This is a genomic window from Streptomyces sp. NPDC020731, assembly GCF_044334705.1.
Classification (GTDB): Bacteria; Actinomycetota; Actinomycetes; order Streptomycetales; family Streptomycetaceae; genus Streptomyces.
This window is the reverse complement of record NZ_JBIRTN010000001.1, coordinates 471,646-492,353: the sequence shown is the minus strand read 5'-3', so window position 1 is coordinate 492,353 and position 20,708 is coordinate 471,646. Positions and strand designations below refer to the sequence as shown.

Below are 20,708 nucleotides of genomic sequence, written 5' to 3'. Positions count from 1 at the left end.
CATGCGGACGCGGGCCGCGCCGCCGCCCCGTGAACGGCGACGCGGCCCGCGCGCGTTCAGCAGGACGACTTGCCGGCGTACACCGCGAGGGCCGTGTCGGAGCCCAGGGTGGCGGTGAGCTGTCCTGAGCCGTTCACGGTGACCGTGGTGTTGTTCTGGACGTTGCAGTACGTCCCCGCGGCCAGGGAGGTCTGGTAGGTGCGGGTCAGGGAGCCCGATTCGTGGTTGACGGCCACGAAGCCCTTGCTGCCCCGGCCGAAGGCGATGGCGTCTCCGCCGTTGTCCCACCAGTTGGTGACGGCCTGACCACGGGTGGCGTTGCGGAAGGCGACCATGGACCTGATCTCCGGCCAGTTGTGCTGGCACTTCCAGCCGCTCTGCCAGCAGGCGTCGACCCGGCCCCCGTTCGGCGGTCCGGCGTCGTGGTCGGAGAACTCGTAGCCGGAGTTGATGTCCGGGGCGCCGTAGGGCCAGGCCAGCATGAAGACGTTGGCCAGGGTGTACTTGGCGCCGTCCTTGTAGGACAGCGTGCTGCCGTTGCGCTCGGTGTCGTGGTTGTCGACGAAGACACCGGAGACGGAGCTGTTCATGTAGCCCCAGCCCTCGCCGTAGTTCTTCAGGTAGGCGAGGTTCTCGTTGTTGAAGACCCGCTTGAGGTCGTACGCGTACCGGAACTCCTGGACGTCGCCGTTGCCCGTGTACTCGGTGGGCTGGACGGCCTCACCGGCGCCGTGGATGGCCTCCTGCTTCCAGTACACGCCCGGGTTGCTCAGCCGGGACTTGATGTTGGCGAGGTCGGCGGCCGGCATGTGCTTGGCGGCGTCGATGCGGAAACCGTCCACGCCCAGCGACAGCAGGTCGTTCATGTACCCGGCGATGGTCTTGCGGACGTACTCCTCCCCCGTGTCCAGATCGGCGAGGCCGACCAGTTCGCAGTTCTGGACGTTCCCGCGGTCACCGTAGTTGCTGATCTGCGAGGTGCAGTTGTCGAAGTCGTACGAGGAGTACAGACCGGGGTAGTTGTACTTCGTGTACGACGATCCGCCGGTGCCGGTGCCGTTGCCCGCGGACATGTGGTTGATGACCGTGTCGGCGACGACCTTGACGCCGGCCGCGTGACACGTGTCGACCATGTTCTTGAACGCGGCGCGGTCACCGAGCCGCCCGGCGATCCTGTAGCTCACCGGCTGGTACGACGTCCACCACTGCGAGCCCTGTATGTGTTCGGCGGGCGGGGAGACCTGGACGTATCCGTATCCGGCGGGACCGAGGGTGGTGGTGCACTCACGGGCGACCGAGGCGAAGTTCCACTCGAACAGGACGGCGGTGACGTCCTTGCCGCCGGGCGGGGACGCCTCCGCACCGGTCGGAGCCATGACAACCGAGGCGGCGGCGAGGGCGACCACCCCGGAGAGGGTTCTGCGTGCCATGTGGGGTTTCCTTCTTCATCGAAGGGCGTGGGGAGACCGCTTGAAGCTTCTTGCAGAAAACTTCGGCAACCTTGCGGCAACGCAGATGTTAGAGGCCCGCCACCCGAAAGGGCAGCGGGCCGTACCAACTTGAACGAAAAAAGTTGCGAGCCGAACCTCAGCCCCTGGTCCACCACACGGTCGTGTCCGCCGGGACCTTGGCCTCGCCGGCCGTCTCCTCCACCTCACCGCTGGCGAGCAGGACACGACCGTACGACGGGGTGGTCACCGACTCCCCCGTGGTGTTGGCGACGCACACGAACTCGCCGCGCCGGAAGGCGAGGACGCCCTCGGGGGCCCTCAGCCACTCCACCGCGTCGCCGGCGCCGAGGTCGGCCTGGTCCCGGCGCACGGCGAGCGCGGACCGGTACAGCTCCAGGGTCGAGTCGGGGTCGCCGGTCTGCGCCTCGATGCTCAGCTCGCCCCAGCCCGCCGGCTGCGGCAGCCAGCTGCCGCCGTCGCCGAAGCCGTACGAGGAGCCCTCCCGGGTCCACGGGATCGGCACCCGGCAGCCGTCGCGGAAGCCGTCCTGTCCGGCGCCCCGGAAGTAGGCCGGGTCCTGGCGCACCTCGTCCGGCAGGTCCACGACGTCCGGCAGCCCGAGCTCCTCGCCCTGGTAGACGTACGCCGAACCGGGCAGCGCCAGCATCAGCAGCGTCGCCGCACGCGCCCGGCGCAGACCGAGCTCCCGGTCGCCGGCCAGACGGATCTGGGTGCCGAGACCGGCCGGGTTGGCGAAGCGGGTGGCGTGCCGGGTGACGTCGTGGTTGGACAGCACCCAGGTGGCGGGGGCGCCGACCGGACGCATGGCGTCCAGGGTGCGGTCGATGACCGTGCGCAGTTCCTCGGCGTCCCAGTGGGTGCCCAGGTACTGGAAGTTGAACGCCTGGTGCAGTTCGTCGGGGCGGACGTAGTTCGCGGTGCGCTCGACGGTCGGGGTCCAGGCTTCCGCCACGAAGATGCGCTCGCCGCTGTACTCGTCGAGGATGAGGCGCCACTGGCGGTAGATGTCGTGGACGCCGTCCTGGTCGAAGAACGGCATGACATCGTTGCCCAGCAGCTTCAGCTGCTCGTGGTTTCCCAGGTCCGGCAGGCCCTCGGCCTTCACCATGCCGTGGGCGACGTCGATGCGGAAGCCGTCCACGCCCATGTCGAGCCAGAAGCGGAGGATGGAGCGGAACTCGTCGCCGACGGCCGGGTGCTCCCAGTTGAAGTCGGGCTGCTCGGGTGCGAACAGGTGCAGGTACCACTCGCCGGGCGTGCCGTCGGGCTCGGTGACGCGGGTCCAGGCCGGGCCGCCGAAGATCGACTCCCAGTCGTTGGGCGGCAGCTCGCCGTTCGCGCCCTTGCCGGGGCGGAAGTGGTAGCGGTCGCGCGAGGGCGAGCCGGGGCCCTCGGCGAGGGCGCGCTTGAACCATTCGTGCTGGTCGGAGGAGTGGTTCGGGACCAGGTCGACGATGATCCGCAGGCCAAGGCCGCGGGCGTCGCGGATCAGCGCGTCCGCGTCGAGCAGGGTGCCGAACATGGGATCGACGGCACGGTAGTCGGCGACGTCGTAGCCGGCGTCGGCCTGTGGGGAGGCGTAGAAGGGGCTGAGCCACACGGCGTCCACGCCGAGGTCGCGCAGGTACGGCAGGCGGGAGCGGATGCCTTCCAGGTCGCCCATGCCGTCGCCGTTGCTGTCGGCGAAGCTGCGCGGGTACACCTGGTAGATCACCGCGTCCCGCCACCAGTCGCGGCGCCGGGCGACGGTGGCGACGGCCGCGTCGGTCGTGGAGGTCGGGGCCGGGGCGGCGGAGTGCTGCTGGCTCATGTCGTCCTTGATACGAGTTCGGGCATGGAAGCGAGTGGAGGCGGGACGGCGAGGAGACGAGGCGGCCGCGGTGACAGCGGGGTCGGATGGCCACCGCGGCCGTCTCGGGCCCGGGGAGGGCAACGCCGTACAGGGGCGCGGTCCGCGTCGATGTGCGGCTCCGCCGCGCGGGCGCGGCAGGCCACGACGGCGCGGCAGCCGAACGACGGCAGTTCACCCCCCTGGCGGCTATTACCCCTTCGTGCCGCCGGCGGTGAGGCCGGTGACCAGGTTCTTCTGCACGAGGTAGAAGAACGCGGAGACCGGTATCGCGATCAGGACCGCGGTGGCGGCCATGAGGTTGCGCTGTGCGTCGTGCTCGCTGACGAAGCTCTGCAGACCGACGGCGAGGGTGTACTTCTCGTCGTCGAGCATGAACGTCGTGGCGAAGGCGACCTCGCCGAACGCGGTGATGAAGCTGTAGAACGCGGCGACCGCCAGCCCTGGCTTGGCGAGCGGCAGGATCAGCCGCGCGAACGTGCCGATGGGGGTCAGCCCGTCGACGCGTCCCGCCTCGTCGATCTCGAACGGGATGGTGTCGAAGTAGCCCTTCATCAGCCAGGCGCAGTACGGCACCGCCGTCGAGCAGTAGACGAGGATGAGTCCGAGGTAACTGTCGACGAGCCGCAGATCCGAGAGGATCTGGTACATCGGGACCATCAGGACGGCGACCGGGAACATCTGGGTGAGCAGCAGCACCCACATGAACTTCCTGTAACCCGGGAAGCGCATGCGGGAGACCGCGTAGCCGGTGGTGGCGGCGACCAGGACGCCGATGACCGTGGTGCCGAGCGAGACGATCAGCGAGCTCTTCAGCCAGTCGAAGAAGTTCGTGTTCTGCAGGACGAACGAGTAGTTGTCGAGCGTCATCTTGCCCCAGATGCCGCCGGGGCGCAGATAGTCGCCCTTGTCGGGACCGAGGGACAGGAAGACCAGCCAGGCGACCGGGAACAGCGCGATCAGGCTGGCCACGGTCAGCACGCCGTGCGTGGTGAGGCGGGCCAGGGGGCTGCCCTCGCCGCGCCGGCGCACCTTGCGGGGCGGGAGCGAGTCGTGGGCGGGCCGGTCCGCCGGAGCAGTGGGGGTGACGGTGGTGGTGCTCATGGGGACTCCTGCCTCAGATCGCGAGCTGCTGCTCATTGCGGTTCAGCCAGCGGCGGTAGAAGGAGGTGAAGACGACCAGGATGGCCAGCAGCAGCATGCCGTAGGCCGCGGACTCGGCGAACTCGCGTGGCTGCTGTCCGAAGCCGAGCTGGTAGGCCCAGGTCACGAGGATCTGTGCCTCCGGGGCGGTGTTGCCGAAGAGCAGGAAGATGACGGCGAACTGGTTGAAGGTCCAGATGACGCCGAGCAGGACCACGGTGGAGCTGACCGAGCGCAGCCCGGGCAGGGTGACGTGACGGAACCGCTGCCAGGCGTTCGCGCCGTCCATCTCGGACGCCTCGTACAGGCTGGCGTCGATGGACTGCAGTCCGCCGAGCAGGGAGATCATCATGAACGGCACACCGCACCAGGTGTTGACCATGATGGCGGCGGCGCGCTGCCAGAAGGAGTCCTCCAGCCACGCCGGCGACGGCAGACCGACGGAGTCCAGGGCGGTGTTGATGATGCCGGCGTCGGCGAGCATGAAGCGCCAGCCGAAGACGGTGACGAAGGTCGGCACGGCCCACGGCAGGATGAGGACCAGCCGGTAGAGGGTGCGGCCGCGCAGCTTCTGGTTGAGCAGCAGGGCCAGGCCCAGGCCGATGCCGTAGTGCAGGGCGACACAGGCGGCCGTCCACACGATCGTCCAGATGAAGTGCGACCAGAAGCGGTCGTAGGCGGTCTCGCCCCACAGGATGTCGGCGTAGTTGTCGATGCCGATGAACTTGTAGGTGGCCTCGATCTCGTTGGCGCCGATGGTGCGGGCCGAGTTCAGGCTGTCCGCGTCGGTGAGGGTGAGATAGAAGCCGTACGCCAGGGGGTACAGCACGATAACACCGAGCACGAGGGCCACCGGCGCGATCATGGCGTAGGCGTACCAGTGCTTCTGGTATCCGCGCTTCAGGCGGTGGAGCGGGCCGGGGCGGGGCGCGCGGTCACCGCGGCGCTTGCCGGTCGCGCGGTCGATGGCGACTGTCATGGTTCGGCACCTTCTGGATGATCAAGGAGTACGGCACACAGGCCGGCGGCCGCCGGACCCTCCCCTCCTGGAAGCGGATCCGGCGGCCACGCGGGCGTTACTTGCTGAAGTCCGGCACCAGCTTGGCGATCGCGGTCTCCGCGTCGCCCAGACCCTTGTCCAGGGACTCCTTGCCGCTCGCGATCTGCGGCAGTTCGTCGTCCAGCGGACCCCACAGCGAGCTGTACTCGGGCAGGGCCGGGCGCGGCTGGGCGGCGGCGAGGACCGTCTGGTAGCCGGCGATGCCCGGGTCGGCCTTGACCTTGTCGGTGTAGGCGTCGTCACGCGTGGGCAGCGTGGAGTTCTTCAGCGCGATGGTCTCCTGCGCCTTGGCCGAGGTCATGAAGTTGACGAACTTCAGCGCGGCCTGCTGCTTGGCCTCGGTGGAGCCGGCGTAGACCGAGAGGTTGTGGCCGCCGGTCGGGGCGCCCGCCTCGCCGGCGGAGCCGGCCGGGACGGTGACGATGCCGAGGTTGTTCTTGTCCTTGAAGGCGGAGCCCTTGTAGAAGTTGGTGATCTCCCACGGGCCCTGGATGATCGAGGCGACCTTGCCGTTGACGAACGCGTCCTGGATGTGGGCGTAGGCGTCGGCGGTGACGTCGGCCTTGTGCAGGCCCTTGCCGTCGAAGAGGTCCAGCCAGGTGCCGTACGCCTTCTCGGCCGCGGCCGACTTGACGGTGACCTTCTTGGCGTCGGCGTCGACCGTGTCGGTGCCCTCGCCGTAGAGGAACGGCTGGGCGTAGTAGCCGGCGGTGGAGCCCCAGTAGCCGTCGACGCCGGTCCTGTCCTTGACGGTGGCGGCGGCCTTCTTCAGGTCGTCCCAGGTCTTGGGGGCCTCGACGCCGGCCTTCTCGAACAGTTCCTTGTTGTAGACGAAGGCGAGGGTGTCGGTGACCAGCGGGACGCCGTAGGTCTTGCCCTCGTACTTGGCCTGCTCGATCAGGTTGGACTTGAACTTGTCCTGCTCGGCGAGGGCCTCGGTGCCGTCCAGCGGCAGGAGGAAACTCTTCTTGGCGAAGGCGGGGGTCCAGCCGACCTCGGCGCGCAGCACGTCGGGGGCGCCGCTGGAGCCGGCGGCGGTGTCGAACTTGTTCTGCGCCTGGTCGAAGGGGACGTTGACGTACTTGACCTTGATGTCCTTGTTGGCGGCCTCGAACTCCTTGACCAGGGCCTGGTACGTCGGCGCCTCGTTGGTCGCGTTGGAGGTGTCCCACCAGGTGATGGTGACCGGGCCGTCGGCCTTGTCGCCGCTGTCGCTGTCTCCGCCGCAGGCCGTCGCCGCGAGGGCGAGGGACGCCACCAGCGCGGTGGCCGCTATGCCACGCCGCATGAGTTTCTCCTTGAGGGTTAAGCCCGTGAGTGCAGGTGCGGCCCCGTCTGCCGTCCTGCGAACCTGCCGACCGCGCCGTTGCCGCCGCCGGGCGACGTGAACGTAACAGCGATGGAACCGTTTCGAAAGACCTTGCAGAAAAGTTTTGCAAGCGACGCCGAGAGTTACTCCGCCGTGACCTGTTCTCGACCGCCCGGCAACCCGGGTTTCCGCCCGTACGGCAAGGGTTCGCACTGTTGTGCAAGACTCTGCAAGCACTTGCCATCCGTTGTCGCCGGGAGAATCATCCCTTGCGGACCGGACGCCACCACGACTTGAGGGATCGCGATGACCCAGCAGCCCGCAGCGGGCCGTTCGACGGCGCGCACCAGGCGTCCGATCGGTGTGCAAGGCGAGAAGCGGCAGCTACAGTCCAGTCCTGTGACCACACGCCTTGCCGATATCGCTGCTCAGGCGGGGGTGAGCGAGGCGACCGTCAGCCGCGTCCTCAACGGCAAGCCGGGCGTCGCCGCCACCACCCGCCAGTCCGTGCTCGCCGCCCTCGACGTCCTCGGCTACGAGCGGCCGGTGCGGCTGCGGCAGCGCAGCGAGGGCCTGGTCGGCCTGATCACCCCGGAGCTGGAGAACCCGATCTTCCCGGCGCTGGCCCAGGTCATCGGGCAGGCGCTGACCCGCCAGGGCTACACGCCGGTGCTCGCCACCCAGACCCCGGGCGGGTCGACGGAGGACGAGCTGACGGAGATGCTCGTGGACCGCGGCGTGGCCGGCATCATCTACGTCTCCGGACTGCACGCCGACACCACCGCCGACACGCAGCGCTACGAGCGGCTGCGGGCGCAGGGCGTGCCGTTCGTGCTCGTGGACGGTTTCTCGCCGAAGGTGCAGGCGCCGTTCATCTCCCCCGACGACCGGGCCGCGATGGCGCTCGCCGTCACCCACCTCGCCTCCCTCGGCCACACCCGCATCGGGCTCGCGCTCGGGCCGAAGCGGTTCGTGCCGGTGCAGCGCAAGATCGAGGGCTTCGTGCGCACCGTGCAGGAGCAGCTGGGTCTGAGCGCCGAGACGGTCGAGACCGAGCTGGTCCAGCACTCGCTGTACACCCTGGAGGGCGGCCAGGCCGCCGCCACCGCGCTGATGGACCGCGACTGCACGGCGGTGGTGTGCGCGAGCGACATGATGGCGCTGGGCGCGATACGGGCGGCCCGGCAGCGCGGTCTGGACGTGCCGAAGGACATCTCGGTGGTCGGCTTCGACGACTCGCCGCTGATCGCCTTCACCGACCCGCCGCTCACCACGGTCCGCAAGCCGGTCCCGGCGATGGGCCAGGCCGCGGTGCGCACGCTCCTGGAGGAGATCGGCGGGACGCCCGCACCCCACAGCGAGTTCGTCTTCATGCCGGAACTGGTGGTGCGCGGTTCGACCGCTTCGGCCCCCGGGGACCGGAATCGTCCCTAGGACGGAGAACAGGGCCTCAGACGCACTGCCACAGGAGGAAAGAGCGGGCCTTCCCCCGGAGGAGGAACATGCGGGTCGGACCCGACCGGGAGATGATCTGACAGGAGGGTCTTTTCTGGCAGACTCTGGCCCATGGGTGACACGACGGTGACAACGCTGGAAGGCCGTGAAGAGGCCGCAGCACACCCCGTCGCTGAGCGGACGGGGCCACGCCGCCTGCGCCGTCTGCGCGTCCCCCGCCGCCCCCGGCTGTGGTTCGAGATCCTGCTGATCGCGGTGAGTTACTGGACGTACTCACTCGTCCGCAACGCCGTGCCGGAACAGCGGTCCGAGGCGCTGCGCAACGCCGACTGGATCTGGCGGCTCGAGCACCAACTGGGCCTCGCCGTCGAGGAGTCCGTCAACCACGCCGTGAACTCGGTGACTTGGCTCATCGTCGGCATGAACTATTACTACGCCACCCTGCACTTCGTGGTGACGCTGGGTGTCCTGGTGTGGCTCTACCGTGGTCATCCCGGCCGGTACGCGGCGGCCCGTCTGGTCCTCTTCACCACCACGGGCATCGCCCTCGTCGGCTACTACCTGTATCCGCTCGCCCCGCCCCGGCTGATGAACGGCCAGGACTTCGTCGACACCGTCATGGTCCACCAGACATGGGGGTCGATGGCCTCCGGCGATCTGAAGAACATGTCGAACCAGTACGCCGCGATGCCGTCGATGCACATCGGCTGGTCGGTCTGGTCCGGTCTGACGGTCTTCGCGCTGGCCGGCGTCCCGTGGGTGCGGGTACTGGGCCTGGTGTACCCGGTGGCCACGCTGGTGGTCATCGTCGCCACCGCCAACCACTTCTGGCTGGACGCGGTGGGCGGCGTCCTCTGCCTGGCCTTCGGCTACGGCATCGCACTGCTCTGGTACGGACGCCGGCCGTACGCCCTGCCCAGGCTGGTGCCCGAGCGGAGAGAACCGGAGACCGGCCCGATCCCGCTGCCGAAACAGGGCTAGGGGGCGTCACGCCCCTCCGTAGAACAGCTCCTCCACCACACCCCGGGCCCGTCGTGCCGTACGCCGGTACGCGTCGAGCATGTCACCGGCGTGACCGGGGCCGTAGCCCAGGTAACGGCCGACGGCGCCCAGTTCGCGGGGCGTGGTGGGGAAGGTGTCCCCGGCGCGGCCCCTGACCAGCATCACCGCGTTGCGCACGCGGGTGGCGAGCACCCAGGCCTCGTCGAGGGTGCCGGCGTCCTCCTCGGAGATCAGCCCGGCCGCGTGGGCGGCGGTCAGCGCCTGCCGCGTGCGGGTCGTGCGCAGGTCCGGTTCCTCGGCGCCGTGCCGCAGCTGGAGCAGCTGCACGGTCCACTCCACGTCGGACAGCCCGCCCGGCCCGAGCTTGGTGTGCAGCTTGGGGTCGGCGCCGCGCGGCAGCCGCTCGGACTCCATCCGGGCCTTCAGCCGCCGGATCTCGCGGACGGCCTCCTCGTCGAGCCCGGCGGCCGGGTAGCGCAGCGGGTCGATCAGCTCGGTGAAGCGGCGCCCCAGGTCCTCGTCCCCGGCGACGTACTCGGCGCGCAGCAGCGCGTGCCGCTCCCACACCAGTGACCAGCGGCGGTAGTACGCCTCGTACGACTTGAGCGTGCGCACCATCGGGCCCGACTTGCCCTCCGGGCGCAGGTCGGCGTCGATGAGCAGGGGTGGGTCGGCGCTGGGTACCTGCAGCAGGCGGCGCATCTCGGCGACCACCTTGTTGGCCGCCTCGGCGGCCTCCCGTTCGTCCACGCCGTCGCGCGGTTCGTGTACGAACAGGACGTCCGCGTCGGAGCCGTAGCCCAGCTCGTGCCCGCCGAAGCGGCCCATGCCGATGATGGCGAACCGGGTGGGGAGCGTGTCCCCCCATCCCTCGCGGACCACCGCGCGGAGCGTGCCGGCGAGGGTGGCGGCCGTCAGGTCGGACACCGCGCCGCCCACCAGGTCCACCAGGGCTCCCTGGTCGGCCTCGGCGGGCTGCGACTCGGTGCCGTAGGAGCCGACGATGTCGGCGGCGGACGTACGGAACAGCTCGCGGCGGCGCACCCCGCGGGCGGCCGTGACGCCCTGGACGGCGTTGTCGGCGCGGCGGACGGCGGCGAGCATCTCCTGCTCCAGGTGGGCGCGCGGGCGCGGCTCGAGTCCCCCGCCGCCGTCGCCGAGCAGCGCCACCGCCTCGGGGGCGCGCATCAGCAGGTCGGGGGCGAGCCGGCCGGCGGACAGCACGCGGGCCAGGTTCTCGGCGGCGGCACCCTCGTCGCGCAGCAGCCGCAGGTACCAGGGCGTCTTGCCGAGCGCGTCGGAGACCTTGCGGAAGGTGAGCAGACCGGCGTCCGGGTCGGCGGAGTCCGCGAACCAGCCGAGCAGCACGGGCAGCAGGGTGCGCTGGATCGCGGCCTTGCGGGTGACGCCGGACGCCAGCGCCTCCAGGTGCCGCAGCGCGGCGGCCGGGTCGGCGTACCCGAGGGCGACCATGCGCTCGCGCGCCGCCTCCGCGCTGAGCCGGGCCTCGCCGGGGGCGAGCGCGGCGACGGCGTCGAGCAGCGGCCGGTAGAACAGCTTCTCGTGCAGCCGCCGTACGACGGAGGCGTGCCGCTTCCACTCCCGGGTCAGGGTGGCGACCGGGTCGGTGCGCAGGTCGAGGGAGCGGCCCAGGCGGCGCAGGTCGGCCTCGTCCTGCGGGACGAGATGGGTGCGGCGCAGCCGGTGGAGCTGGATGCGGTGCTCCATGGAGCGCAGGAAGCGGTAGGCGTCGTCGAGCTGGGCGGCGTCCGCGCGGCCGACATAGCCTCCGGCGGCCAGGGCCTTCAGCGCGTCGAGGGTGGTGCCGCTGCGCAGCGAGGCGTCGGAGCGGCCGTGCACCAGCTGGAGCAGCTGCACCGCGAACTCGACGTCCCGCAGGCCCCCCGGACCCAGCTTCAGCTGCCGGTCGATCTCGGCGGCGGGGATGTTCTCCACCACCCGGCGGCGCATCTTCTGCACGTCGGCGACGAAGTTCTCCCGCTCGGCGGCCCCCCACACCAGCGGCTGGAGCGCGGCGACGTACTCCTCGCCGAGCGCGAGGTCGCCGGCGACCGGGCGGGCCTTGAGCAGCGCCTGGAACTCCCAGGTCTTGGCCCAGCGCTGGTAGTAGGCGAGGTGGGAGGCGAGGGTGCGCACGAGTGGCCCGTTGCGGCCCTCGGGGCGCAGGTTGGCGTCGACGGGCCAGATGGAGCCCTCGACGGTGGTCTCGGAGCAGATCCGCATCATGTGCGAGGCGAGTCGGCCGGCGGCGCGCAGCGCCTTGTCCTCGTCGGCCCCGTCGGCCGCCTCGCCCACGAAGATGACGTCGACGTCGGAGACGTAGTTGAGCTCGTGTCCCCCGCACTTGCCCATCGCTATCACCGCGACCCGGCACAGCGCGGCGTCCTCGGGCGCGTCGGCGTGGGCGAGGGCGAGGGCGGCGCGCAGGGTGGCGGTGGCGAGGTCGGCGAGCTCGGCGGCGGTCTGGGCGATCTCGATCGTGCCGCAGACGTCACGGGCTGCGATGGACAGCAGACAGCGCCGGTAGGCGACGCGGAGCGAGACCGGGTCGGTGGCGTCGGCGAGGCCCCGCTCGAACTCCTCGACGCCGGGGTGCAGGTCGCGCGGCTCGTAGGTGACGAGGGTCTGCCAGTCGCTCGGGTGCCGGGCCAGATGGTCGGCGAGCGCGGCGGACGCGCCGAGCACCCCGAGCAGCCGGTCCCGCAGCGGCTTGGCGGCTATCAGGGTGTCCAGCAGCTCCTGGCGGGCGGTGGCCCCGTCCTGCGCCTCCAGCAGCCGTACGAGTCCCTGCAGCGCGAGATCGGGGTCGGCGGTGGCGCCGAGGGCGTCCAGCAGTACGGGGTCGTCGCGCACGAGTACGAGTCCGGCGCTGTCGAGCAGCCGCTCGGCGGCGGACGGATCGGTGAAGCCGTGCCGCAGCAGTCGCGTGAAGGTACTGCTCCTGCGCCCCGGCGCCGACGTCATCCCCGGCCTCCCTCGTGCCTCACGCCTGTGCCTGGTGCACATGCCTCGGATCAGGGTCGTACGGCCATGAGCCTATCCGGAGTACGGGCCTACGGCCCTGGGACGGCCCGCGATGAGTTCCGGCGGCGGGCGGGGTCTGATGGAGGACGGCAGGTACGGCCGACCGGCGATGGAGGTCCCATGAGCGACACCCCCGAGACCCGTCTCGACCCGCGCTACAGCGACCCGGAGGCCGGCGCGCCGCCCTGGCCGGAGACGGAGCGGCTGCTCGCCGGCGCGGAACTGTTCTGGATCTCCACGGTCCGCCCCGACGGCCGCCCCCACGTCACCCCGCTCCCGGCCGTCTGGTCGGCCGGCGCCCTGCACTTCTGCACCGGTCCGGACGAACGCAAGGCCCGCAACCTGGCGGAGAACCCGCACGTCGTGCTGACGACCGGCACCAACACCTGGAACGAGGGCTACGACGTGGTGGTGGAGGGCGAGGCGGTACGGGTCGCCGACGACGCGCGGCTGCGCGTGCTGGCGGCGGTGTGGGAGGCGAAGTACGGCGATTTCTGGCACTTCGAGGTCCGTGACGGGTATTTCCATCACGGTCCGGGACACGCTGTCGTGTTTTCGGTGGCGCCGCGGACCGTATTCGGCTTCGGTAAGGGGGAGCCGTTCAGCCAGACCAGGTGGCGGTTCGCCTGACACCGGGCCGACCGTCGACGAAGGAGTCTCTGTTCCATGGACATGACCCTCGAAGTGATCCCCCTCCCCGTGAGCGACGTCGACCGCGCCAGGGACTTCTACCGGGACAGGGTGGGCTTCCACGTCGACATCGACCAGGAGGTCATGCCGGGCCTGCGCATCGTCCAGCTGACCCCGCCCGGCTCCGGCTGCTCGATCGCCCTCAGCGACTCCCTCTGGGAATCGACCCCCGGCCCCACCCCGGCCCCCGGCTCCTACCAGGGGCTCCAGCTCTGCGTCGCCGACATCAAGGCGGCCCACGCGGAACTGGTCGAGCGGGGCCTGGACGTCTCCGAACCGGTCCGGTACGCCGAGTCCGACGGCGCCACCTTCATGTACTTCACCGACCCGGACGGCAACGGCTGGGCGGTGCAGGAGTACCGGCGGCGGGCGGAGGAGCCGCTGCACAAGGTGCTGGGGGATCTCGCGGAGGGGTAGGTCCGCCGTCGTCGGTCAGAGATCGTCGGGAAGGACGCGGAAGCAGGAGAAGTCGCCACCCACCGGACGTAGCACCCGGAAGTCCCGGAGGTCTCCGGTGAGGATGGCGTCCGTGCCGTGTCCGGCGGCGAGAGCGACATCGACAGCGTCCACCAGGTCCAGGGACGCGTACCGGGCCCGGACGGCCAGCGCGGCATCCATGATCTCCGGTGCCGGCGGGGCGAGGACCAGCCGCATCTGCCGGACACGCCCGGTGAGGGAGCGAAGGATTCCGTCAGCCGCCCCACGCCCGGCACGGCTGGTGGCCACCTGGTGCACCTCGGGAACCGGCATGTGCCGCAGGGAGTGCGGACTGCCTCCCGATCGCGTGACACATGTCGTCGGCGTGGCGTGTCAAACCATGACAAATGGCCACTCGGGCTGAGACGGACGGCCACGTGTGCAGCCAGGAGTACGAGCTCCGGCCCACACCGGGTCACCGGGCACGGGCCGTACGCACACATCCGATGAGGGGAAGCCGCCGATGAGTGAGTCCGTACGAACCGGATCCGGGAGCACCGGAGAGAAGGCCAAGGCAGAGACCTCCGCGACGGCCGGCCAGGCCAAGCAGGCCGCCGGGCAGGTCGCGGGGACCGCGGCGGAGCAGGCCCGGACCGTCGTGGACGAGGCGCGGCAGCAGGCCGGCACGGTCATCGAGGACCTGCGCAGCCGCGCGGTGGACGAGGCGGACGGGCAGACCAGGCGGGCGGCCGGCACACTGCGGCAGTGGGCGAACGACTTCTCCGGCCTGGCCGCGCACGCGGAGAGCGACTCGCCCGCCCGCAGCCTGGCGGTCCGGGCCGGCGACAAGGGGCAGCGGGCGGCCGACTATCTGGAGCGGCAGGGGGTCGAAGGCCTCGTCGCCGACCTCCAGGGCTTCGCCCGGCGCCGCCCCGGCGTCTTCCTGGGCGGCGCGCTGCTGGCCGGACTGGCAGTCGGGCGTCTGGCGAAGGTGGCGCAGACGGCCTCTCAGGCCGACGGGAACGGGCAGCGGCGGGTCACCGCGGCCCCGGTCTCCGAGGCCCTGCCGGTCGCTCCCCCGCCGGGGACCGCACCGCCCGCACCGTCCACTCCGCCGACCCTCGGCGCGCCGCCGGCCGGCACGCCGGGCCGCCCGTTCCCGGAGGCGTGAGATGGCCACGATGTCACCGCTGTCCCGGGCCCGCTCGTCCGAGCCTTATGAAGGGGAGCGGTCCGCGGGTGAGCTGCTGTCCCAGGTGACCTCCGACCTCCAGGTCCTCTTCCGTCAGGAGGTGGACCTGGCCAAGGCGGAGATCAAGGAGGAGGGCACCAAGGCGGGCAAGGCGGCCGGGATGTTCGGCGGTGCCGGCTTCGCCGGCTACATGGTCCTGCTGTTCCTGTCGCTGGCGGCCATGTTCGGTCTGGCCAGTGTGATGGACGAGGGCTGGGCCGCGCTGATCATCGCCGCGCTGTGGGCCGTCGCCGCGGCCGTGCTGTACCAGAAGGGCCGCGCGAAGATGCGCACCGTCTCGCCGAAGCCCGAGCACACCGTCCAGACGCTGAAGGAGGACGCGGAATGGGCACGTCACCCGACCAAATGAGGGCCGAGATAGCGGCCACCCGCAACCAGCTGTCCGCGGACGTGGACCGGCTCGCCGACCGGGCCAGCCCGCGCCGTATGGCCCGCCGCCGCAAGGCGCGGATGCGCCGCACGGTGTCGGGCGTCCGTGACCGCGTCATGGGCACCGCGTCCTACACGGCGCACGGCGTGGCCGACACCGCCCGGACGGCGGCCGACTCGGTGCAGTCGGCGGCGGGTTCGGCGGCCGGCTCGGTGCAGGAAGGCACCGAACGCGCGGCCGACTCGGCACGCGAGGCCGCCGGCCAGGCGGGAGAGGCCATCCAGCAGACGCCCGAGATGGCCCGCCGCCAGACACAGGGCAACCCGATCGCCGCCGGCCTGGTCGCCTTCGGCGTCGGCCTGCTGGCCGCCTCGATGATTCCCGCCTCCGAGAAGGAGCAGCAGAAGGCGTCCGAGCTGATGGAACGCGGCGCCGAGGCGCTGGAGCCGGTGAAGCAGGCCGCCACCGAGTCCGCGCAGCACCTGAAGGAGGACGCGAAGGAGGCCGCGCAGAGCGCGGCCGCGGAGGTGAAGGACACCGCGCAGCAGGCGGCCCGCACCACCCAGGACGAGGCCCGTGACCGGGCCGGCCAGGTCACCGACCAGGCCAAGGACTCCGGCCGCATCCTCAAGGACGAGACCCGCAAGCGCTCCGGCCCCACGTGAGGCCGGGCACCGGCGGACGGAGGAAGCCCTGTCCCGGCCCGCTCGGGCCGGGACAGGGCTTCCTCTCGCCCCGGTGAACGGTCAGGCGAGGATCAGGATCGGAGCCACGGCCGCCACCACACCGGTGACGCCTGGCGCCGGCTGAAGCCGGGGGCCGCCGCGAGGACGGCCCCCGGTGCGGGTCAGCTCGCGTACGTTTCGAACTCGGCGATCCTCGGGGTGCCCGAGGCGCCGGTGATCTCGAAGGTGATCTTCTTCAGGGAGGTGGCGGAGAAGCTGATGACGCCCGCTCCGCTGCCGGAGGCCAGGACGGCTCCCGTGTCGTGGTTGACGACGCGGTAGGAGCCGATGGTGCCCGAGCCCGACGCCTGCCTGATGTTGATCTTGGAGACGGTGGTGGCGGAGCCCCACTTGACCGAGACGGAACCGGTCGAGCCGGAGGGCGCCCAGTACGTGCTCGTGCTGCCGTCGATGACGTTGCCGTAGCTCGTCCCGGAGGCCTTGGAGGACCCGTCGGCGCCCGCGCCGAGGCTGAGGTTGGTGCCGGTGGGCGGGTCGGTGGGGTCAGGGTCGGTGGGGTCCGGGTCCGGGTCGGTGGGGTCAGGGTCCGTGGGGTCGGGGTCGGTCGGGTCCGGGTTCTGCGGGGTGCAGCTGCCGTCGGAGACCTTCAGGCCCTTGTTGGCGCCGGCCGTCTGGCTCACCACGCTCGGCACGCAGTTGGCCGCGTCGAGGGTGTACGCGTACGGAATGCTGACCGAGGTGTTCGACGTCGGGTTCGGACCGGCCGGGTTGTTGTCGCCGCTGCGCGAGGACCAGGTCACGTTGTCGAAGATGTTGCCGCTGACCTGCCAGTAGCCGGCCGCGTCGGTGTAGAACGTGCCGAGGACGTCCTTGGAGTCCTCGAAGTAGTTGTTGTCCACCTTGGCGCGGGCGCCGGCACGGGAGTTGATCCCGGACTCGTTCAGGTTCTTGTAGTGGTTGTTGTAGATGTGCGAGATGCCGCCGCGCAGCAGGGGCGTACGGGAGTCGATGTTCTCGTACAGGTTGTGGTGGAACGTGACGTACCCGTTCGAGGTGTCGCTCTCGCTGGAGCCGATGAGGCCGCCGCGGCCGGAGTTGCGCAGGGTGCTGTAGGACAGCGTCACGTACTGGGTGTTGTCCTTCATGTCGAAGAGGCCGTCGTAGCCCTCCGACTCGCCGCCGGACGCCTCCAGCGTGGTGTGGTCGACCCAGACGTTGCGGACATCGCTTTCCATGCCGATGGCGTCTCCGCCGTTCGACGTGGGCGAGCCGGACTTCTTGACGTTCCTGACCGTCACGTTCTGGATGATGATGTTGCTGGAGTCCCGGATGTGGATGCCCAGCTGGTCGAAGACGGCGCCGTTGCCGACACCGACGATCGTGACGTTGCTGATCTGCTTGAGCTCGATGACACCGGCGGCGGTGCTGCAGCTGTTGCCGGACACCTTGGCCGTGTTGCCGTGGTTGATGGTGCCCTCGACCTGGATGGTGATCGGGGTGGAGCTGCTGGCCCGGCCGCACAGGGCCTGGTGGATCGCGGTGCCGGTGGTGGCGCGGACCGTCTGGCCGCCCGCACCGCCGGTGGTCCCGCCGTTCTGGGTCGCGTAGCCGGTGACACCGCCGGTTGCGGCGGATGCCGTGGACGTGGACAGGGTCAGGCCGGTCGCTGCCGCGAGGGCTCCCGTGGCCAGTACGGCGGAGAGCCGCACGGCGACTGATCGTCTCATTCTCGTCTCGCCTTTCGTCCTCTGAGTCGGGGGCCGGTGCCGGTGTCGGTGCCGGTGTCGGCGCCGGTCAGGTTCGTGTCATGGGCATGACAGTGACATCGATGAGAGGGGGCGGGGTGGGCCGGACCCATCGATGAGAAAGCGCTTTCTTCTGGTCTGCCGTGACAGTAGGGCCACGCTCGAGGGGCTGGCAAGACTCCGCGCAGTTACGGAGGGGAAGCTTCCACTTGCCGCGGCGCCGCGGCCTCCTCCCTGTCGCTCCCCGATCTAGGACAGGATCTGGCCTCGATGACTTCTAACGTGGTCCTTGTCCGACGGAGCAGAACAACGGAAGGCGGATGACCATGACCGTGAACGAGCTGACCACCGACGACCCGAGCGGAACCCCGGCCGTCACCGGCGAGCGCGCCGACCTGCTGGAGATGCTCGCCAAGCACCGGCACTTCCTGCGCTTCACCACCCGCGACCTCACCGACGAACAGGCCGGGCTGCGGACCACGAGCAGCGAGCTCTGCCTGGGCGGCCTGGTCAAGCACGTCACCTCGGTCGAGCGGAACTGGGTGGACTTCATCCTGAACGGCCCCTCGACGATGGGGGACTTCACCGCCATGACCGAGGCCGACTGGGCCCGGCGGGCCGACGAGTTCCGGATGCTGCCCGGTGAGACGCTGGCCGGCGTGCTGGCCGAGTACGCCGATGTGGCCCGCCGGACCGACGACCTGGTCGTCGCCCTGCCCGACCTGGAGGCCAGGTGGCCGCTGCCGAAGGCCCCGTGGTTCGAGTCCGGCACGGAGTGGTCGGTCCGCAGGGTGCTGATGCACATCATCGCCGAGACCGCTCAGCACGCCGGCCACGCCGACATCATCCGTGAGTCCTTGGACGGCGCCAAGAGCATGGGCTGACGGCACCGTCGCCATTGCCGCGTCGTCTTCCGCCGGGGAGGGGCGGGGCCGGAGGCGGCGGTGAACGTTCATGGGGCCGGGACCCACAGCCATCGGCCATCGGCCCCATACGCTCGTCAGCCGGGCACCCTGCCGGACACCCGCTCCGGTCCGCGGCTACAGCACCGGCAGGTTCTTGCGCAGCTCGAAGGCCGTGACCTCGGAGCGGTACTCCTCCCACTCCTGCTTCTTGTTGCGCAGGAAGAAGTCGAAGACGTGCTCGCCGAGGGTCTCGGCCACCAGGTCGCTGCGTTCCATCAGGGTAAGGGCCTCGCCCAGGTTCTGCGGCAGGGGCTCGATGCCGAGCGCGCGGCGCTCCGCGTCGGAGAGGGCCCACACGTCGTCCTCGGCGCCCGGCGGGAGCTCGTAGCCCTCCTCGATGCCCTTCAGTCCGGCGGCCAGCAGGACGGCGTAGGTCAGGTACGGGTTGGCGCCGGAGTCGATGGAGCGGACCTCCACGCGTGCCGAGCCGGTCTTGCCGGGCTTGTACATGGGCACGCGGACCAGGGCCGAGCGGTTGTTGTGGCCCCAGCAGATGTACGACGGGGCCTCGCCGCCGGCGCCCGCCGTGCGCTCCGTGCCGCCCCAGATGCGCTTGTAGGAGTTGACCCACTGGTTGGTGACCGCCGAGACCTCCGCCGCGTGCCGCAGCAGGCCCGCGATGAAGGAGCGGCCGACCTTGGAGAGCTGGAACTCGGCACCGGACTCGTAGAACGCGTTGCGGTCGCCCTCGAAGAGGGAGAGGTGCGTGTGCATGCCGGAGCCGGGGTGCTCGGAGAAGGGTTTCGGCATGAAGGTCGCCTGGACGCCCTGCTCCAGCGCCACCTGCTTCATGACCAGGCGGAACGTCATGATGTTGTCCGCCGTGGAGAGCGCGTCCGCGTAACGGAGGTCGATCTCCTGCTGGCCGGGGGCGCCCTCGTGGTGGGAGAACTCCACCGAGATGCCCATCGACTCCAGCATGGTGATCGCCTGGCGGCGGAAGTCCATGCCGACGTTCTGCGGGGTGTGGTCGAAGTAGCCGGAGTTGTCGGCCGGGGTCGGGCGGCTGCCGTCCAGCGGCTTGTCCTTCAGCAGGAAGAACTCGATCTCCGGGTGGGTGTAGAAGGTGAAGCCCAGGTCGGAGGTGCGGGCCAGGGCGCGCTTGAGGACGTAGCGCGGGTCCGCGAAGGACGGGGAGCCGTCCGGCATGAGGATGTCGCAGAACATGCGGGCCGTACCGGGGGCCTCGGCGCGCCAGGGGAGGATCTGGAAGGTCGACGGGTCCGGCTTGGCGATCATGTCGGACTCGTACACCCGGGCGAAGCCCTCGATGGCGGAGCCGTCGAAGCCGATCCCCTCATCGAACGCCTGTTCGAGCTCGGCGGGGGCGACGGCCACGGACTTGAGGAAGCCCAGCACGTCGGTGAACCACAGGCGCACGAACCGGATGTCGCGCTCCTCCAACGTCCGGAGCACGAACTCCTGCTGCTTGTCCATCTTCCGCTTCCCCATCCTTGCCGGTCAGGCCGCCTGTCCGCTCCCACGCCCCCGGGAGGCGGTCGGGCATTGCGAGCATCCCACCACACCAGCGTTTCATACGCGTTGCCGACCTTGATCGACCGGCTTGCCGCGGCTTGAACGCCTCGCACATGACAGGTGTACCGCTCCAGGGCCCATCTTGCCCGTTCGGACCGACATCCGTAACGGGCGGCTCACGGCCTCGGGGAGATGCCCAGCAGGAGGGGGCCCGTGGGGGCCGCGACGATGTCCGCCACCGTGACCGGGTCCAACGAGGCGAAGAACGCCTCCTGGGCCCCGCGCAGGGCGCCGCGCAGTCGGCAGGCAGAGCTCAGCGGGCAGGGGGACGAGGTGGGGGTGCCCTCGCAGTCGACGACGTCCCCCTCGCCCTCGAAGGCCCGGACCACCGCGCCCACCGAGGCGGCACGGCCCTCCTCCGTGAGGCCCAGACCGCCGCCCCGGCCGCGGCGGGCCGTCAGCAGGCCCATGTGCTGGAGCTCGGCGACGACCTTCGCGGCGTGGGTGTACGGCACGTCCATGGCTTCCGAGACGTCGCGCGTCGTCGGGTTGGAGTCACCGGCCACGGCGAGGCGCATGAGGACGCGGAGGGCCAGGTCTGTGGAGCGGAGGAGCCGCATGGCAGAGAGCGTAGGTAATACGCATCTCGGGTTCAAGTTTTCCGCGGTGCGCTCCCGCGCGGTCCTGTCCGGTCCCGTTGCCCGTGCACCCTACGGCTCACCCCCTCTCCCCTATTACGATCAGCTGACCCGTTCGTCACACTCCCCCCGAA

The 20,708-nt window shown here is 70.5% G+C and carries 18 protein-coding genes; 8 read left to right on the top strand and 10 right to left on the bottom strand.

The window, feature by feature from the left end:
* Positions 1-56: 56 nt before the first annotated feature.
* The 5 genes from ACH4VX_RS02260 to ACH4VX_RS02240 form a co-directional block, all read right to left on the bottom strand.
* Positions 57-1,430, bottom strand: a complete 1,374-nt coding sequence (locus ACH4VX_RS02260; RefSeq protein WP_398365222.1) for an alpha-amylase family protein — start codon at positions 1,428-1,430, stop codon at positions 57-59.
* A 157-nt stretch (positions 1,431-1,587) separates the two neighbouring features.
* Complete coding sequence (locus ACH4VX_RS02255; protein ID WP_398365220.1) at positions 1,588-3,282, bottom strand: glycoside hydrolase family 13 protein; 1,695 nt, start codon at positions 3,280-3,282, stop codon at positions 1,588-1,590.
* Positions 3,283-3,513: 231 nt separating this feature from the next.
* The gene (locus tag ACH4VX_RS02250) at positions 3,514-4,425 is read right to left on the bottom strand and encodes a sugar ABC transporter permease (RefSeq protein WP_398365218.1); all 912 of its coding nucleotides are present in this window, start codon (positions 4,423-4,425) and stop codon (positions 3,514-3,516) included.
* 13 nt (positions 4,426-4,438) lie between these two features.
* Positions 4,439-5,443, bottom strand: coding sequence for a carbohydrate ABC transporter permease (locus tag ACH4VX_RS02245; RefSeq protein WP_398365216.1), 1,005 nt, complete (start codon positions 5,441-5,443; stop codon positions 4,439-4,441).
* 97 nt (positions 5,444-5,540) lie between these two features.
* Positions 5,541-6,812: an extracellular solute-binding protein gene (locus ACH4VX_RS02240; RefSeq protein WP_398365214.1), complete on the bottom strand. Its 1,272-nt coding sequence runs from the start codon at positions 6,810-6,812 to the stop codon at positions 5,541-5,543.
* A 420-nt stretch (positions 6,813-7,232) separates the two neighbouring features.
* On the opposite strand from ACH4VX_RS02240, the gene ACH4VX_RS02235 reads away from it, so the two are divergent.
* Together ACH4VX_RS02235 and ACH4VX_RS02230 are read left to right on the top strand one after the other, a co-directional pair.
* Complete coding sequence (locus tag ACH4VX_RS02235) at positions 7,233-8,267, top strand: LacI family DNA-binding transcriptional regulator (RefSeq protein WP_073935656.1); 1,035 nt, start codon at positions 7,233-7,235, stop codon at positions 8,265-8,267.
* Between the two features lie 132 nt (positions 8,268-8,399).
* Positions 8,400-9,269 carry a phosphatase PAP2 family protein gene (locus ACH4VX_RS02230; RefSeq protein WP_398365212.1) on the top strand — a complete coding sequence of 290 codons (870 nt, stop codon included), beginning with the start codon at positions 8,400-8,402 and terminating at the stop codon, positions 9,267-9,269.
* Positions 9,270-9,275: 6 nt separating this feature from the next.
* Here the strand turns inward: ACH4VX_RS02230 and ACH4VX_RS02225 are convergent, their stop codons facing one another.
* A complete protein-coding gene (locus tag ACH4VX_RS02225; RefSeq protein ID WP_398365210.1) occupies positions 9,276-12,275 on the bottom strand; it encodes a bifunctional [glutamine synthetase] adenylyltransferase/[glutamine synthetase]-adenylyl-L-tyrosine phosphorylase in 3,000 nt (999 codons plus the stop codon).
* A gap of 180 nt (positions 12,276-12,455) precedes the next feature.
* On the opposite strand from ACH4VX_RS02225, the gene ACH4VX_RS02220 reads away from it, so the two are divergent.
* Positions 12,456-12,965 (top strand): pyridoxamine 5'-phosphate oxidase family protein, encoded by a 510-nt coding sequence (locus tag ACH4VX_RS02220; protein WP_398365208.1) that lies wholly within the window; start codon positions 12,456-12,458, stop codon positions 12,963-12,965.
* 36 nt (positions 12,966-13,001) lie between these two features.
* Positions 13,002-13,442 carry a VOC family protein gene (locus ACH4VX_RS02215; RefSeq protein WP_398365206.1) on the top strand — a complete coding sequence of 147 codons (441 nt, stop codon included), beginning with the start codon at positions 13,002-13,004 and terminating at the stop codon, positions 13,440-13,442.
* Between the two features lie 15 nt (positions 13,443-13,457).
* Here the strand turns inward: ACH4VX_RS02215 and ACH4VX_RS02210 are convergent, their stop codons facing one another.
* Positions 13,458-13,775, bottom strand: coding sequence for a VapC toxin family PIN domain ribonuclease (locus tag ACH4VX_RS02210; RefSeq protein WP_398365204.1), 318 nt, complete (start codon positions 13,773-13,775; stop codon positions 13,458-13,460).
* 190 nt (positions 13,776-13,965) lie between these two features.
* Between ACH4VX_RS02210 and ACH4VX_RS02205 the strand changes: the two genes are divergently transcribed.
* The 3 genes from ACH4VX_RS02205 to ACH4VX_RS02195 are packed head-to-tail and all read left to right on the top strand — an operon-like array spanning position 13,966 to position 15,729.
* The gene (locus ACH4VX_RS02205) at positions 13,966-14,613 is read left to right on the top strand and encodes a hypothetical protein (RefSeq protein WP_398365202.1); all 648 of its coding nucleotides are present in this window, start codon (positions 13,966-13,968) and stop codon (positions 14,611-14,613) included.
* A gap of 1 nt (position 14,614) precedes the next feature.
* Positions 14,615-15,043: a phage holin family protein gene (locus ACH4VX_RS02200; RefSeq protein WP_398365200.1), complete on the top strand. Its 429-nt coding sequence runs from the start codon at positions 14,615-14,617 to the stop codon at positions 15,041-15,043.
* Positions 15,019-15,729, top strand: coding sequence for a DUF3618 domain-containing protein (locus tag ACH4VX_RS02195; protein WP_398365198.1), 711 nt, complete (start codon positions 15,019-15,021; stop codon positions 15,727-15,729). The genes ACH4VX_RS02200 and ACH4VX_RS02195 overlap by 25 nt, the downstream gene beginning before the upstream one ends.
* 182 nt (positions 15,730-15,911) lie before the next feature.
* On the opposite strand, the gene ACH4VX_RS02190 is transcribed toward ACH4VX_RS02195, so the two are convergent.
* Positions 15,912-17,477, bottom strand: a complete 1,566-nt coding sequence (locus ACH4VX_RS02190) for a polysaccharide lyase family 1 protein (RefSeq protein ID WP_398365196.1) — start codon at positions 17,475-17,477, stop codon at positions 15,912-15,914.
* Between the two features lie 344 nt (positions 17,478-17,821).
* Between ACH4VX_RS02190 and ACH4VX_RS02185 the strand changes: the two genes are divergently transcribed.
* The gene (locus ACH4VX_RS02185; protein WP_398365401.1) at positions 17,822-18,379 is read left to right on the top strand and encodes a DinB family protein; all 558 of its coding nucleotides are present in this window, start codon (positions 17,822-17,824) and stop codon (positions 18,377-18,379) included.
* A gap of 156 nt (positions 18,380-18,535) precedes the next feature.
* Here ACH4VX_RS02185 and glnA read toward each other — a convergent pair whose 3' ends face one another.
* Both glnA and ACH4VX_RS02175 read right to left on the bottom strand, forming a co-directional pair.
* On the bottom strand, positions 18,536-19,897 hold the full coding sequence (gene glnA, locus ACH4VX_RS02180; RefSeq protein WP_398365194.1) for a type I glutamate--ammonia ligase: 1,362 nt from the start codon (positions 19,895-19,897) through the stop codon (positions 18,536-18,538).
* A gap of 215 nt (positions 19,898-20,112) precedes the next feature.
* Complete coding sequence (locus ACH4VX_RS02175; protein ID WP_398365192.1) at positions 20,113-20,556, bottom strand: RrF2 family transcriptional regulator; 444 nt, start codon at positions 20,554-20,556, stop codon at positions 20,113-20,115.
* Positions 20,557-20,708: the final 152 nt, after the last annotated feature.